The organism is Candidatus Polarisedimenticolaceae bacterium, assembly GCA_036376135.1.
Lineage (GTDB): Bacteria > Acidobacteriota > Polarisedimenticolia > Polarisedimenticolales > DASRJG01 > DASVAW01.
Genome location: DASVAW010000012.1, coordinates 1 through 14,230 on the forward strand (window position 1 = coordinate 1; position 14,230 = coordinate 14,230).

Sequence of the window (14,230 nt, forward strand, 5' to 3'; positions counted from 1 at the left end):
GCCGAACGCCTGCGGGTCGCGCACGGCGAGATCGGCCAGGATCTTCCGATCGAGGCCGACGCCGGCGACCTTGAGCGCGTGCATCAGGGTCGAGTACGACATGTCGTGCAGGCGCGCGGCCGCGTTGATCCGGATGATCCACAGACGCCGGAAATCGCGCTTGCGCTTGCGGCGATCGCGGAACGCGAAGCGCAGCGAGCGCTCCACCTGCTGCTTGGCGATGCGGTAGAGCTTCGATTTGGCGAGGTAATAACCCTTCGCGCGGCGAAGGATCTTCTTCCGCTTCAGACGACGCTTGTTGCCGCGTTTGACTCTCGGCATCGGGACTCCTCGCAGGCCGTCGGAGCGTCGAGGCTCCGCTCGGCGGGAAAAGGCGCGGCTACCCCTTGTAGGGGAGCATCCGCTCGACGGTTTTCTGGTCCGCCTTCGAGACGAGGGCGGGCATGTCGAGGCCGCGCTTCCGCTTGGTGGACTTCTTGGTCAGGATGTGGCTCTTGTAAGCCTTGGAACGCTTGATCTTCCCGCCGGCGGTCTTCTTGAAACGCTTGGCCGCTCCGCGGTGGGTCTTGAGCTTGGGCATGGTGGTCTCCGGCTCCTTACCTTACTAGACGTCGTTCGATCGCGAGGCGATCGCGGCCGCGGCCTGCTCGAGGAACGCCTCGAGCGGGGACGAGCCCTGGTCTCCCGCCGTGCGGGAGCGTACGGACACGGTGGCCTGGGCCGCCTCGCGGTCGCCCAGCACGAGCATGAACGGGATCTTGGCGATCTGCGCCTCGCGGATCTTGGCGCCGATCTTCTCGCTGCGGTCGTCCAGGCGCGCGCGTAGCCCCGCCTTCAGGCACGCGGCGCGCACCTGCGCCCCGTAGTCGTTGATGCGGTCGGTGATCGGCAGGATGCGCACCTGCTCGGGGGCGAGCCACAGGGGGAACGCCCCCGCGTAGTGCTCGATCAGGATGGCGATGAAACGCTCGAACGAGCCGTTCACCGCCCGGTGGATCACGACGGGCCGGTGCGGGGCGTTGTCCTCGCCGACGTATTCCAGGCCGAACCGCTCGCCGGCGGCGTAGTCGAGCTGGATGGTGCCCAGCTGCCACTTGCGGCCGAGGGAGTCGGCGACGTCGAAGTCGATCTTCGGCCCGTAGAAGGCGCCGTCCCCGGGCTTGAGCTCGTAGGCCAGCCCCGTCGCCTCCAGCGCGGCGCGCAGCGCCCCCTCCGCGCGGTCCCACATCGCGTCGTCGCCGATCCGCTCCGGGGGGCGTGTCGCGAACTTCAGGGTCGCCTTGAGCCCGAAGGTCGCGTAGTACCCGAGGATGAAGTCGGTCAGCCGTTTCACCTCGTCGGCGATCTGGTCGGGACGCAGGTAGATGTGGCAGTCGTCCTGCTGGAACTGCCGCACCCGGGTGAGCCCCGACAACGCCCCGGAGACCTCGTTCCGGTGCAGCACGTCGTAGGTCGTGTACCGGATCGGCAGCTCGCGATAGGAGTGGGTCTTCGACGCGTAGTAGACGTGGTGCGAGGGGCAGTTCATCGGCTTGAGCGAGAAGTCGTGCTCGCCGGACTCGTTGTCGAGGACCAGGAACATGTTCTCGCGGTACTTGCCCCAGTGACCCGAAAGCTCCCACAACTTGCGGTTGTAGAGCAGGGGAGTCTTGATCTCGCGGTACCCCTCGAGCTGCAGGTCGCGCATGAACGTGTTGAGCACGTTGTAGACGGTCGTTCCGCGCTCCGTCCAGAACGCCGCCCCCGGCGCGAACGGATGGAACATGAAGAGGTCGAGCTCCTTCCCGAGCTTACGGTGGTCGCGACGCCGCGCCTCCTCCAGCAGGTGAAGGTACGCGTCGAGCTCGGCCTGCGTGAAGAACGCGGTGCCGTAGATGCGCTGCAGCATCTTGTTCTTCTCGTCACCGAGCCAGTAGGCGCCGGCGACGGAGAGGAGCTTGAACGCGCCGAGTCGTCCGGTGGAGGGAACGTGCGGGCCGCGGCAGAAGTCGGTCCACGTGCCCTGCCGGTAGATCGAGACCGTGTCGTCCCCCTTCGTCGTGGCGAAGTAGATCTTGTAGGGCTCGCCCTCGTTCTCGAAGAACCGGATCGCCTCGTCCTTCGGGAGGTCGATGCGCTCGATCGGCAGGTCGCGGGCCACGATCTCCTTCACCCGGGCCTCGATCGTCTCGAGGTCGGCGTCGGTGAAGGGGGTGTCGCGGTCGAAGTCGTAATAGAAGCCGTTCTCGATGACGGGACCCTGGCCGATCCTGGTCCCCGGGAACAGCTCCTGGACCGCCTGGGCGGTGGCGTGGGCGGTGGAGTGCCGAAGGACGTGAAGGGCGTCGGGGTCGCCGGGGGTCACGATCGCGACGGAGGCGCCGTCGGGGAGGGGACGCCGCAGGTCGGCGAGCGCGCCGTCCACCCGGGCGACGACGGCGTCCTTGGCGAGGCGGCGACCGATCGAGGCCGCAAGGTCGGCGGCGGTCGACCCGGAGGGGAGCTCCCGCTGGCTTCCGTCGGGAAGCTTGACCCGGATCGAGGCGGCCGTTTCGGGCATCCGTCCCAAAGCCTCTGGTAGGCGCGGGCGGTTTCGAACCGCCGACCTCTACCGTGTCAAGGTAGCGCTCTACCCCTGAGCTACGCGCCTGGATAGGGGTCCCCGGACGGCTTTCGGCCGCGAGGACCGGCGGAAGGTAGCACGCGACCCAAAGGGTGTCAACGAAAGGGGTTGCACCCGCTTGAATCCGTCCGAGCGTTTCGCTACTCTCCCCCGTCCAAGCGGCGCGAGATTGGCCCTCCGGCCCCGGAGACCCCGAATCCCATGCTCATCGTGATGAAAAAGGGGAGCACGCACGCGGATCACGACCGCGTCGTCCGGGTGATCGAAGAGTTGGGATTCCGGGCGCACTCCATCCCGGGGGCCGAGCGGACCGCGATCGGGATCACGGGGAACTCCGGGCCGCTCGATCCGACGATCTTCGAGATCCTCCCCGGGGTCGCCCAGGCGGTCCCGGTGACCCGTCCGTTCAAGCTCGTCAGCAAGGAGGTCAAGCCCGACCCGACCCTCGTCCGTGTGGGGAGCCTCGAGATCGGAGGAGGCGCCTTCCAGATCGCGGCGGGCCCGTGCGCGGTCGAGCGGGAGGAGACCTACCTCGCCTGCGCCCACGTCGTGAAACAAGCCGGGGCGACGATGCTGCGCGGCGGGGCGTTCAAGCCGAGGACCAGCCCCTACTCCTTCCAGGGGCTCGGCAAGGAAGGGCTGCGGATCCTCGCCCGCGCGCGTCAGGAGACCGGCCTTCCCGTCGTCACCGAGGCGGTGGACGAGGCCTCGCTCGACCTCGTCGAGGAATACGCCGACGTCATCCAGATCGGCGCGCGGAACATGCAGAACTACTCGCTGCTCCGCCGCGCGGGGCGGGCGCGGAAGCCCGTCTTCCTCAAGCGGGGGATGTCGGCGAACCTCGAGGACTTCCTCATGTCCGCGGAGTACGTGCTCAGCGAGGGGAACTACCAGCTCATCCTCTGCGAGCGCGGCATCCGGACCTTCTCGAACCACAGCCGTTTCACCCTCGACCTCTCGGTGATCCCTTCGGTGCGCGCGCTGTCGCACCTTCCGATCTTCGTCGACCCCAGCCACGGGACGGGGATGCGCGATCGCGTGCCGTCCATGGCGCGGGCGGGGCTCGCGGCGGGAGCCGACGGGCTGATGATCGAGGTCCATCCCGAGCCGGCCCGCGCGCTCTCCGACGGGCCCCAGGCGATGCTGCCGGACGCGTTCGCGGATCTCGTCCGCGAATTGCGCCTGCTGGCGCCCCTGGTCGAGCGACGGATGGAGCCCGTCGCATGATCCGATTCTCCGCGGGCGACGTCGCCGTGACGGTGCTCGACGGGGGAGCCGTTCGGCTCGACGGCGGGGCGATGTTCGGCGTCGTCCCCAAGCCGCTCTGGGAGCGGCACCGGGCCCCGGACGATCGCAACCGGATCCGCCTCGGGATGAACGTCCTCCTCGTGGAGGACGGGCGCCGGCGCTGGCTCGTGGACACCGGCGCCGGAACCAAGGAGGACGCGAAGTTCCGCGACATCTACGGCCTCGAGCCGAAAACGGCGCAGGAGCTTCTCGCCCCCGCCGGGCTCGTCCCCGAGGACATCGACGTCGTGGTGAACTCGCATCTCCACTTCGACCACGCCGGCGGGAACACGGCGCGCGACGCGCGCGGGGACGTCGTGAGCGCCTTCCCGAACGCGCGGTTCGTCGTGCAGCGCGGCGAGCTCGAGTTCGCACGCTGGGACAACGAGCGCATCCGCGCGTCGTATCTGGCCGACAACTTCGACCCGATCGACCGCGACGGCCGCTTCGACCTCGTGGAGGGGGACGTCGCGCTCGGCCCGCACCTGAGCGTCGAGCGCGCTCCCGGCCACGTGCCGAACCTGCACGTCGTGGTGGTGGACGGGGGAGCGCGCAAGGTCTGTTTTCTCGCCGACCTCGTCCCGACCGCGACCCACGTCCCGTACCCGTGGATCATGGGGTACGACCTCGAGCCGCTCGAGACCCTCGCCTCGAAGAAGCGCCTGCTCCCCCGGGCGGTGCGTGAAGGCTGGATCCTGGTGTTCGAACACGACGCCGACCTGCCGGTTGGGGTCCTCGAGGAGAAGGGCGGGAGACTCTCCGCCCGCCCCTTCGAACCGGAGGCTTGACGTGGAAGCGATCCTCGCCCTCGAAGACGGCCGGGTGTTCCGCGGGCGCGCGTTCGGCGCGCTCGGGGAGCGCACGGGGGAGGTGGTCTTCAACACCTCGATGACCGGGTACCAGGAGATCCTCAGCGATCCGTCGTACCGCGGCCAGATCGTGACCATGACCTGCCCCGAGATCGGCAACGTCGGCACGAACGTGCTCGACGACGAATCGAACGTCCCGCAGGTCGAAGGGTTCGTCGTCCGCGAGTTGTCCGAGCAGGCCTCCAACTGGCGGGCGACGCAGTCGCTCCACGAACACCTCCGGCAGCAGAAGATCCCCGGCATCGCCGAGGTCGACACCCGGGCGATCACGCGGCACCTGCGCACGCGCGGCGCGATGCGAGGCATCGTCTCGACTTCGGAACGCGACGTGGACACGCTCGTGCGCAAGGCCCGCGAGTCCCCCCGCCTCGGGGAGATCGATCTCGTCGGCCTCGTCACCTGCCCCGCGCCGTACGCGTGGAGCGCGCCGCGGGACGAACGATGGGCGGCGCCGTTCGGGATGGGCGACACCTCGAACCGACTGCGCTGCGTCGCGTACGACTTCGGCGCCAAACGGAACATCTTCCGGCTGCTGCACGAGTCCGGCTTCGACGTGACCGTGGTCCCGGCGACGACCTCCGCGGCGGACGCGCTGGCGCTCGCGCCCGACGCGGTGTTCCTGTCGAACGGGCCGGGGGACCCCGCGGCCGCGACGACGGCGATCGAGGCGGTGCGCGGTCTCGTGGGGAAGGTCCCGATGTTCGGAATCTGCCTCGGCCACCAGATCGCGGCCCTCGCCGTCGGGGCGACGACCTTCAAGCTGAAGTTCGGGCATCGCGGCGCCAACCACCCGGTGAAGGACCTTCGCACCGGAAAGGTCGCGGTGACCTCGCAGAACCACGGGTACGCCGTGGCCCCCGAGACGCTGCCGAAGTCGATCGAGGTCACCCACCTCAATCTCAACGACGGCACCTGCGAGGGATTCCTCGATCGCGACGCGAGGCTCCTGGCGGTGCAGTACCACCCGGAGTCGTCCCCGGGTCCCCACGACTCGCTCTCGCTCTTCCGGGAGTTCCGGGCGATGGCCGCCACGGAGGAGGTGCGATGACCGACTGGAAGTCCTCGCTGCGCTCGGACCCGACGCCGTGGCTGCTCGAGACCGCGTGCGCGCCGATCCGCTACCGCGTCCTCACCGAGCTCCTCGACCGGCCGAAGGACCACCCCGACGTCCTGAAGGTGCGCCAGGAGATTCTCGCCTACGCTCCGGCGACCAAGCTCCAGCGCACGCAGCGCAAGGACGGGACCTGGGGCGGCCGCATCGCGGCGGGGGATCCCAAGAAGGCGGAGGCCTCCCTCGAGAACGCGCTGAGCCAGCTCTACGAGATGGGCTGGACGCGCGACACGAAGCCGGTGAAGGCGGCGGCCGCGGTCCTCCGCTCCTACCTGACCCAGAAGCGCGACCTGAAGTTCTTCGAGTTCCAGAAGGTGGTCAAGGCGGACGAGCGCCGCGAGCGCTACTACCGCGTCCACCTGCGGATCCTCGCGCTGGGCCTGCTCCTGCGCGGCGGCTACCAGGACGACAAGAGCCGGCAGCTGGTCCTCGAGCTGCTCGAGTCGGTCGCGGGGTTCGTGGACGATCCCGTCTCGCGCAACCCGACGGAGGAGATCGGCGCGAGCCACCCGCTCATCCGCGCCTCGGCGTGGAAACGCGACTACCCCTACGTGCCCGACCAGCACATCTGGACCGTCTTCGCGCAGTCGCCCTGGCTTCTCGACGGCGAGCTCGCGAAGGTCCGCCTCAAGAAGGTCTCCGACTACGTGATGGCGGACACCTACCAGCGCCTCGCCCCGGACGTCGGTCTCGTGCGCACGGCGAAGGGGGCGTTCGTGAAGGGCGGGGGAATCCGCATCCGCCCGGTGGACTGGTACCCCAAGCACGGCCACCTCGACGAGCTCCTCTACAACATGGAGATCTACGCGAGGCTGGGGCTTCTCAACCGCTACCCCTCGATGATGGGCCACCTGGAGTGGCTGCACGCGCAGCAGACCAAGGAAGGGCGCTGGAACGTTCCCGCGAAGGCGATGAACGAGTCGAGCCGCTGGACCGCGCTGATGCGCCTCGAGAAGGACTGGCGCAGCCCGGCGAGGAAGGAGGCCGATCTCACCTTCCGGATCCTGCTGATCCTGAAGTACCAGTGGGAGCGGCAGATCCGGATGCTCGATCGGCGCGAGGACGCGTACCCGATCTGAGCGGTCAGGCCTGTCCCTTCACCTTCGCGAACAACATCCGCCCCGACGCGGTCTGCGTCGCACCGGTGATCGCCACCTCGACCTCGGAGCCGACGCGGTCCGCCGCGTCGACGACGACGATCATGGTGCCGTCGTCGAGGTAGCCGACCCCCTGTCCGGGCTCCTTGCCTTCGCGCACGATCAGGAGCGACAGCGTCTCGCCGGGCGCCGCGGCCCCGCGCATCGACTGCGCGATCTCGTGCACGTTGACCACGCGCGCGCCGTGGAGCGACGCGACCTTCACGAGGTTGAAGTCGGTCGTCACGAGCGCGGCTCCGGTGCGGCCGGCGGCGGCGATCAGTCGGTCGTCCACCGGGGTCGTGTCGGCGGGGTCGGACTCCAGGATGCGCAGCGCCAGGCCGGGGATCGCGCGCAGGCGCTCGAGCGCTTCCAGTCCGCGTCGTCCGCGGGCGCGCCGTGCGGGATCCTCGGAGTCGGCGACCTGCTGCAGCTCGCGCAGCACGAACGAAGGGACGATCCAGGGACCCGGCGCGATCCCGGACTTCGCGAGGTCCACGATGCGACCGTCGATGATCGCGGAGGTGTCGAGGAGGAGCGACCCTTCCTCGCGCTCGGGGGGCTGGACGACGGAGGCCGCCGCCGGAGCCAAGGAGCGCGATCGCGCCCACGCGGCGCCGCACGCCGCGCCCACCCAGATCGCGATCGCATACGCGAACGGGCGCGCAGGGGGCATCAGCGGAATCGCGCGGAGCGTCATCGAGAAGGCGAGGCCGCCCACGATCGCTCCCATCGCACCCGCGCCGATCGCGCGGGGGTTGCCGCGGCGCACGATCCCTTCCCCGAGCACGGCGGTGAGCCCGACCAGGAGGCCGAAGAGCAGGTTCGGGAGCTCGCCGGTGAGCCGCGGGCCCAGGGGAGCGAGCGGACGGCTCGCCAGCGCCGCGACCGCGATCGCGAAGATGAGGACGCCGCGTACGATCCAGCCCTGCATCCGGCCTCCTTGACGCCTCAAGCCCCGCCGACGGCGTCGAGGGCTTCGAGGAGATGGCGGACCGGGAGCAGGTCCAGTCCCGCCGGGACGACCGCCGTGGCGGCGGAGTAGGGGACGACGGCGGAGGTGAACCCGAGCCGGGCCGCCTCCTTGAGCCGGGCCTCGACGCGCGAGACCGAGCGGATCTCGCCCGTGAGCCCGAGCTCGCCGAAGACGACGCGATGCCTGGAGATCGCGCGGCGCGTCAGGCTCGAGACCGCCGACAACGCGATCGCGAGATCGGCCGCGGGCTCCGCGACCTCGATGCCGCCGGGGACGTTCACGAAGACGTCGCGCGCGGCGACGTCGAGGCCGGCGCGCCTTCCGAGGACCGCGAGGATGAGCGCGAGCCGGCCGGCGTCGATCCCGAGGGCCGTGCGACGGGGATTCCCCTGCGCGGGCTCGCCGACGAGCGCCTGCACCTCGACGAGCAGCGCGCGCGACCCTTCGATCGCGGGGAGGACCGTCGAGCCCGGGGCCGCGTCGGGGCGCTCGGCGAGGAACACTTCGCTCGGGTTGTCGACGGCGCGCAGTCCTTCGTCGGTCATCGCGAAGACCCCCAGCTCGTCGGCGGGGCCGAAGCGGTTCTTCACGGCGCGAAGGATGCGGTGCGCGTGATGGCGGTCTCCCTCGAACTGCAGGATCGTGTCGACGACGTGCTCGAGGGTGCGGGGCCCGGCGATCGTGCCGTCCTTGGTGACGTGCCCGACGAGGACGACGGGGACCCCCTCCGCCTTCGCGAAGGTCACGAATCGGGAGGCCGCCTCGCGCACCTGGCCGACCGACCCCGCGACCGACGCCAGCTCCGCGCAGCGCACCGCCTGGATCGAATCGACGATCACCGCGCGCGCGCGGGCGTCGCGGGAGGCGGCGATCGCGGCGTCGACGTCGGTTTCGGCGAGGACGCGCAGCTTCGAGGAGCGCACCCCCAGGCGCTCTCCGCGCAGGCGCAGCTGGGTGGCGGACTCCTCGGCGGAGACGTAGACGACCTCGCGGCCGTCCTCGGCGAGCCTGGACGCCACCTGGAGGAGGATCGTGCTCTTGCCGATCCCGGGCTCGCCGCCGAGCAGGATCACGGCACCCGGAACGAGGCCGCCCCCGAGGACCCGATCGAACTCCGCGATTCCCGTCGAGGTGCGATCGGACTCGGCGCGGGGGAGATCCGGCCAGGGGGTCGCGGGGAGGGCCGGCGCCCGCGTCCGCGCGGACGCCGGTCCGACGGTCTCCTCGACGAGCGATCCCCACGCCTCGCACTCGGGGCAGCGCCCGAGCCATTTCGGGGCGCGGTAGCCGCACTGCTGGCAGACGTGCGCCGTCCGCGGGAGCGCCACGATCTCCGTTCCCCTAGCCGTCGCGCCATTCGGGGTTCACGAAGGCGGTGAACTCCCGGATGAAATGGAGGTCGACGGTTCCCGTGGGGCCGTTGCGCTGCTTGGCGATGATCAGCTCCGCGCGGCCGCGCAGATCGGGGTCGTCTTTCTTGTAGACCTCCTCGCGGAACAGGAAGAGGACGACGTCGGCGTCCTGCTCGATCGCGCCCGACTCGCGCAAGTCGGAAAGCTGGGGACGCTTGTCCCCGGTTCCGCGCTGCTCGGGGGCCCGCGACAGCTGCGAGAGGGCGACGACGGGGACGCGAAGCTCCTTCGCGATCTCCTTCAGCGACCGCGAGATGTCGGAGATCTCCTGCTGCCGGCTCTCGTAGCGCCCCCGGCCGCGCATCAGCTGCAGGTAGTCCACGACGAGGAGGTCGAGGCCGCGCTCGAGCTTCAGACGGCGCGCCTTCGCCCGCATCTCCATGATCCCGATCCCCGGGGTGTCGTCGATGAAGACCGGGGCCTCGGCGAGGCGGCCGTAGACCTTGATGATCCGCTGCCAGTCTTCCTTCCCGATCCGCCCCGTGCGCAGGCGGTGGTTGTCGATCTTCGCCTCGCAGCACAACATGCGCTGGAACAGCTGCGTGTGCGACATCTCGAGCGAGAAGACCCCGACGGTGCGCCCGTGGTGGAGCGCGACGTGCGCGGCGAGGTTGAGCGCGAGGCTGGTCTTCCCCATCGCGGGGCGGGCGGCGAGGATCACGAGGTCGGTGGGCTGGAGCCCCGCGGTCATCTCGTCGAGCTGGAGGTAACCGGTCGGAAGGCCGGTGACGAGCTCCCCCTGCCGGGTGAGCTCCTCGATCGTCTTGAGGCTCTGCTCCGCGACGACCTTCAGCGGGATGAACCCCGCGCGAAGGCGCTCCTCCGACACGCGGAAGATCGCCTTCTCGGCCTCGTCGAGGACCTGGTCGGAGCCTCCGTCGCCGCGCCGCGCCGCGTCGAGGATCTGCTGCGCGGCGCCGATGAGCTCGCGCAGCACCGAGCGGTCCTTGACGAGCTTCGCGTAGTGCTCGACGTTCGCCGACCGCGCGAAGCCGTCGACGAGGGACGCGAGGTAGGCGACGCCGCCGACCGCCTCGAGGTCCCGCTGGGACTCGAGCTCGGAGCGGACGGTGACGAGGTCGATCGCGGCCCCGCGCTCGCTCAGGCTCTCGAAGGCGCGGAAGATCTTCTGGTGGCGGACGGAGTAGAACGACTCGTGACGCAGGACCTCCTGCGCCTTGTGCAGCTGGCGGTTGTCCAGCAGCACCGCCGCGAGGACCGAGCGCTCCGCCTCCTCGGCGTGGGGGAGCGCGTCCGTGGGTGCGTCGATCGCCATCGCCACCGCTTGAAAATGGAAAAGCGCCGGACCCCCGGCGCGCGCGGACTATACCACGCCGCGCGCCGGACCCCGGGTCGGTGTACATTCCTCCGGACCGCGTCCCTGTAATCGACGGATCGGGGTCTCGAGACGCGGGGGAGAGTCCATTCGATGCGGATCGTCCGTCCGGCCCTGATGTTCCTCGCGGCGCTCGCCGCTCTTTCCGCGCCCGCCGCGGACAAGCCGAAGGTCGTCATCCTCGGCTTCGACGGTGCCGACGCGCACCTCGTCGAGAAGTGGATGGACGAAGGCAAGCTCCCGAACCTCGCCGCGCTGCGGGCGGAGGGGAGTTTCTCGCCGCTCCAGCCCACCAACCCGCCCCAGACCCCGGTCTCCTGGTCGTCGTTCGCGACGGGGTCGAACCCGGGGAAGACGGAGATCTTCGACTTCCTGAAACGCAAGCCGGAGGATTACCTCCCCGACTTCGCGATGAGCTCGGAGGGGAAGAAGCCCTTCCTGTTCGGCCGCCGCAACGGCGTCGCGGTCGGCGCGATCGCGGGAGGAGCGGTGGCGCTGCTGCTGGTGCTCGTGACGCTGCCGTTCCGGATGGGATGGGGGCTGCGCGTGGGCGTCGCGCTCCTGCTCGGTGCGGGGGCGGGTCTTCCGGCGGGGTTCGTCGCCACGCATTACGTTCCGTCGGAGGTCCCCGAAGCGATCAACAATCGCAAGGGGCAGACGATGTGGGAGCTGGCGAGCAAGGCCGGCAAGCGCGTGCAGGTGCTTCGCGTGCCCGCGACCTTCCCGGCAGAGCCCGTCGAGGGGAACATGATCTCCGGGCTCGGCGTGCCGGACATGCGCGGCCGCGTCGGAACGCCCTCGTTCTACACCTCGGACCCGACCTTCCAGCCGGGGGCCAACAACAACGAATTCAGCCTCGAGCTGATCCGGTTGCCGGCGCGGCGCGGCAAGATCCAGACCCGCCTCATCGGACCCGCCAACAAGCCGTTCTACGACTACGTGGTCGACCGCGAAACGGCGGCGGTCGCCGATCCCAAGGCGCGGAACGACGCACGGCGCAAGGTGCGGCAGGAGCTCGACGACGCGGAGATCCCGCGTCGCATCGACCTTCCCCTCACCGTCGACGCGGACGACAAGGGCGTCACCGTCTCCGTCTCCGGCCAGTCGCACCGCATCGAGCCCGGGCAGTGGAGCCCGTGGTTCATCCTCGACTTCCCGGTGAACTGGCTCGTGGACCGCGCCTCCCCGCTGCGCGGGATGGCGCGCTTCAAGCTCCTCAAGGTCGAGCCCGAAGTCGAGCTCTACCTTTCGCCGGTGGGCTTCCACCCCGACTGCCACCCGATCGCGCACTCGTGGCCGCCGGAATACGCGGGGGAGATCGCCAAGCGGTTCGGACTGTACAAGACGATCGGGTGGCCCGAGGACACCTGGTCCCTCCCCTCCGGGGTGGGGGACGAGACGTTGTTCCTCGAGGACATGTACTTCACCCTCGAGCAGGACGAGAAGATTCTCGAGGGCCTGCTCGGCGACCGGAAGGACGATCTCTACATCCAGATCTTCTACTTCACCGACCGCATCGGGCACCTGTTCTGGCGCTTCCTCGACGAGGGGCATCCGCAGTACGACCCGGAGAAAGCGGCGCGTTACGCCCCGGAGGTCCTCAAGGCCTACCAGCGTATGGACGAAATCGTCGGCAAGGCCCGGAAGCTCGCGGGCCCCGACGCGTTGTTCCTCGTCTGCTCGGACCACGGATTCTCGTCGTTCCGGCGCGGGCTCAACACCAACCGCTGGCTCATCGACAACGGGCTCATGGTGCTCAAGGGGCAGGGGAGCGGGCCGGCGACCCTCGAGAAGCTGTTCGACACCCGCGAGCTGTTCCAGGACGTGGACTGGTCGCGCACGAAGGCGTACGCGCTGGGCCTCGGGAGCATCTACGTGAACCTCGCCGGGCGCGAAAAGCAGGGAATCGTCCTTCCCGGCGCCGAGTACGAAGAGGTGCGACGCAAGATCAAGGAGGGGCTCGAGGCCATCGTCGATCCGGTCACCGGCGAGAAGCCGGTGGCGCGCGTGTTCACGCGTGAGGAGATGTACACGGGGTACGACTCCAACCTGATCCCCGACCTTCGCGCCGCGAACTCGCTGAACTACCGGGTCTCCTGGCAGACGACCCTCGGCGCCGCGCCGAAGGACCTGATCGAGAACAACGCGAGCCCCTGGTCGGGGGATCACTGCTCGAACCACCCCGACGACGTGCACGGGATCCTCTTCTCGAACCGCAAGCTCAACCGCGACAATCCCGCGATGATCGACATCGCCCCGACGGTGCTCCACACGCTGGGCGTGGAGGTCCCCGCGGCCATGGACGGGAAGCCGCTGCATTGAGAACCGCCCTCGCGGCGATGCTCGCGGCGCTCGCGCTCGGCCGGGCGTGGGGCGCGGACGCGGATCCCCCGCGCCTGCGCGCCATGCGGGGTGAGATCGAGCGTTTGCGAGGCGAGCTGGCGGAGCTGCGGACGCGCGAGTCGGGGCTGCTCGGGGAGGTGACGCGCCTGTCCGCCGAGCTCCGCCTGAAGCAGGCCGAGGCGGAGGAGGCCTTTGCCCGCCTCTCGGAGAACGAGCTCCGCCTCGCCGAACGCGACGCGGAGGTCACCCGTCTCGAAACCGCGCTCGCGCAGCGGCTTGGCTACCTCCGATTCCGGCTGCGCGAGATCTACAAGGCGGGACCGCACGGGGCGATCTCGCGCACCCTGAACACGAGCGGCGACGTCGTCGCGGCGGTGCGTTACGCGACGTGGCTCGGAGAGCGCGACGCGCGGCGCCTGCGGGAGTACCGGGAGCTGCGCACGCGCGCGGCGGCGGAGCGCGAGGCGCTCGCGAGCGAACGCGTGGCGCTGGCGGCGCTTCGGCTCGAGACCGACGCCGCGCGGCGCGCGCTCGAGTCCACGCGGGCCGAGCGCGCGAGACTTCTGGATTCGATCCGATCCGATCGGGAGAAACACCAGGCCGCGCTCGGGGAGCTCGAAGGGGCCTCCCGCGAGATCGGTCGCCTGGTCGCCGAGCTCGGTCGGGACGCGCCCACGCCGCGCCTGAACGTCGCGAAGTTCCGCGGGCTTCTCGACTGGCCGGCGCCCGGGCGGGTCGCGGTCCCCTTCGGGCCCCGGATCCACCCGAAATTCAAGACGACGGTCCCGCATCCCGGAGTCGAGCTGGCGGCGAACGAGGGGGACGACATCCGGGCGGTTTTCGAAGGCCGGGTCCTCTACGCCGCGAACCTGCAGGGGTACGGCCTCACCGCGATCCTCGACCACGGCGCGGGGGTCGTCTCGATCTACGCCCACGCCTCGGTCCTGCTCGTCTCCAAGGGGCAGGACGTCGGCCGCGGGGAACGGATCGGGAAGGTGGGGGACAGCGGCTCCCTCGAAGGACCCGGTTTGTACTTCGAGATCCGGGAGGCCGGAAAACCCGTCGATCCCGGAGTCTGGCTGCGCCGCAGATGAGATCCACGGCTTGAGTGCTTGCCGGGGGCTCCCGGCCTCGGTAACTTGAGTGGGACGACGACCC

General features: G+C 69.9%; 12 protein-coding genes and 1 tRNA gene. 6 read left to right on the plus strand and 7 right to left on the minus strand.

Features of this window, described 5'->3' with window-relative positions; translation table 11 throughout:
* From rplT to VF139_01160, 4 genes are all read right to left on the minus strand, one after another.
* Nucleotides 1-321: 50S ribosomal protein L20 (rplT, locus tag VF139_01145; GenBank protein HEX6849983.1), on the minus strand; the 321-nt coding region annotated here is incomplete at its 3' end.
* Between the two features lie 58 nt (nucleotides 322-379).
* Complete coding sequence (rpmI, locus tag VF139_01150; GenBank protein ID HEX6849984.1) at nucleotides 380-580, minus strand: 50S ribosomal protein L35; 201 nt, start codon at nucleotides 578-580, stop codon at nucleotides 380-382.
* Nucleotides 581-604: 24 nt separating this feature from the next.
* The gene (gene thrS / locus VF139_01155) at nucleotides 605-2,539 is read right to left on the minus strand and encodes a threonine--tRNA ligase (GenBank protein HEX6849985.1); all 1,935 of its coding nucleotides are present in this window, start codon (nucleotides 2,537-2,539) and stop codon (nucleotides 605-607) included.
* A 15-nt stretch (nucleotides 2,540-2,554) separates the two neighbouring features.
* A tRNA-Val gene (locus VF139_01160) sits at nucleotides 2,555-2,629 on the minus strand.
* A gap of 174 nt (nucleotides 2,630-2,803) precedes the next feature.
* On the opposite strand from VF139_01160, the gene aroF reads away from it, so the two are divergent.
* Genes aroF through VF139_01180 form a run of 4 tightly spaced genes read left to right on the plus strand, consistent with a single transcriptional unit; the run spans nucleotide 2,804 to nucleotide 6,948 of the window.
* Complete coding sequence (gene aroF / locus VF139_01165) at nucleotides 2,804-3,829, plus strand: 3-deoxy-7-phosphoheptulonate synthase (protein ID HEX6849986.1); 1,026 nt, start codon at nucleotides 2,804-2,806, stop codon at nucleotides 3,827-3,829.
* Nucleotides 3,826-4,677, plus strand: coding sequence for an MBL fold metallo-hydrolase (locus VF139_01170; protein HEX6849987.1), 852 nt, complete (start codon nucleotides 3,826-3,828; stop codon nucleotides 4,675-4,677). Before aroF ends, VF139_01170 begins: the two co-directional genes overlap by 4 nt.
* Nucleotide 4,678: 1 nt before the next feature.
* Complete coding sequence (carA, locus tag VF139_01175; GenBank protein HEX6849988.1) at nucleotides 4,679-5,806, plus strand: glutamine-hydrolyzing carbamoyl-phosphate synthase small subunit; 1,128 nt, start codon at nucleotides 4,679-4,681, stop codon at nucleotides 5,804-5,806.
* Nucleotides 5,803-6,948: a hypothetical protein gene (locus VF139_01180; protein ID HEX6849989.1), complete on the plus strand. Its 1,146-nt coding sequence runs from the start codon at nucleotides 5,803-5,805 to the stop codon at nucleotides 6,946-6,948. The genes carA and VF139_01180 overlap by 4 nt, the downstream gene beginning before the upstream one ends.
* A 4-nt stretch (nucleotides 6,949-6,952) precedes the next feature.
* Here the strand turns inward: VF139_01180 and VF139_01185 are convergent, their stop codons facing one another.
* The 3 genes from VF139_01185 to dnaB are packed head-to-tail and all read right to left on the minus strand — an operon-like array spanning nucleotide 6,953 to nucleotide 10,669.
* Entirely contained in the window at nucleotides 6,953-7,939 is a 987-nt protein-coding gene (locus VF139_01185) for a TRAM domain-containing protein (GenBank protein ID HEX6849990.1), read from the minus strand.
* Nucleotides 7,940-7,956: 17 nt separating this feature from the next.
* Nucleotides 7,957-9,309 (minus strand): DNA repair protein RadA, encoded by a 1,353-nt coding sequence (gene radA / locus VF139_01190; protein HEX6849991.1) that lies wholly within the window; start codon nucleotides 9,307-9,309, stop codon nucleotides 7,957-7,959.
* A 13-nt stretch (nucleotides 9,310-9,322) separates the two neighbouring features.
* On the minus strand, nucleotides 9,323-10,669 hold the full coding sequence (dnaB, locus tag VF139_01195) for a replicative DNA helicase (GenBank protein HEX6849992.1): 1,347 nt from the start codon (nucleotides 10,667-10,669) through the stop codon (nucleotides 9,323-9,325).
* Between the two features lie 153 nt (nucleotides 10,670-10,822).
* Between dnaB and VF139_01200 the strand changes: the two genes are divergently transcribed.
* Nucleotides 10,823-13,051, plus strand: a complete 2,229-nt coding sequence (locus tag VF139_01200; GenBank protein HEX6849993.1) for an alkaline phosphatase family protein — start codon at nucleotides 10,823-10,825, stop codon at nucleotides 13,049-13,051.
* Nucleotides 13,048-14,166 carry a peptidoglycan DD-metalloendopeptidase family protein gene (locus VF139_01205; protein ID HEX6849994.1) on the plus strand — a complete coding sequence of 373 codons (1,119 nt, stop codon included), beginning with the start codon at nucleotides 13,048-13,050 and terminating at the stop codon, nucleotides 14,164-14,166. The genes VF139_01200 and VF139_01205 overlap by 4 nt, the downstream gene beginning before the upstream one ends.
* The last annotated feature ends 64 nt before the right edge of the window (nucleotides 14,167-14,230 follow it).

What these genes read in the sequence shown, in the direction of transcription:
- VF139_01180 (HEX6849989.1), top strand. Translation starts at nt 5,803, where the DNA reads ATGACCGACTGGAAGTCCTCGCTGCGCTCGGACCCGACGCCGTGGCTG.
- VF139_01185 (HEX6849990.1), bottom strand. Translation starts at nt 7,939, where the DNA reads ATGCAGGGCTGGATCGTACGCGGCGTCCTCATCTTCGCGATCGCGGTC.
- VF139_01170 (HEX6849987.1), top strand. Translation starts at nt 3,826, where the DNA reads ATGATCCGATTCTCCGCGGGCGACGTCGCCGTGACGGTGCTCGACGGG.
- rpmI (HEX6849984.1), bottom strand. Translation starts at nt 580, where the DNA reads ATGCCCAAGCTCAAGACCCACCGCGGAGCGGCCAAGCGTTTCAAGAAG.
- dnaB (HEX6849992.1), bottom strand. Translation starts at nt 10,669, where the DNA reads ATGGCGATCGACGCACCCACGGACGCGCTCCCCCACGCCGAGGAGGCG.
- VF139_01200 (HEX6849993.1), top strand. Translation starts at nt 10,823, where the DNA reads ATGCGGATCGTCCGTCCGGCCCTGATGTTCCTCGCGGCGCTCGCCGCT.
- aroF (HEX6849986.1), top strand. Translation starts at nt 2,804, where the DNA reads ATGCTCATCGTGATGAAAAAGGGGAGCACGCACGCGGATCACGACCGC.
- thrS (HEX6849985.1), bottom strand. Translation starts at nt 2,539, where the DNA reads ATGCCCGAAACGGCCGCCTCGATCCGGGTCAAGCTTCCCGACGGAAGC.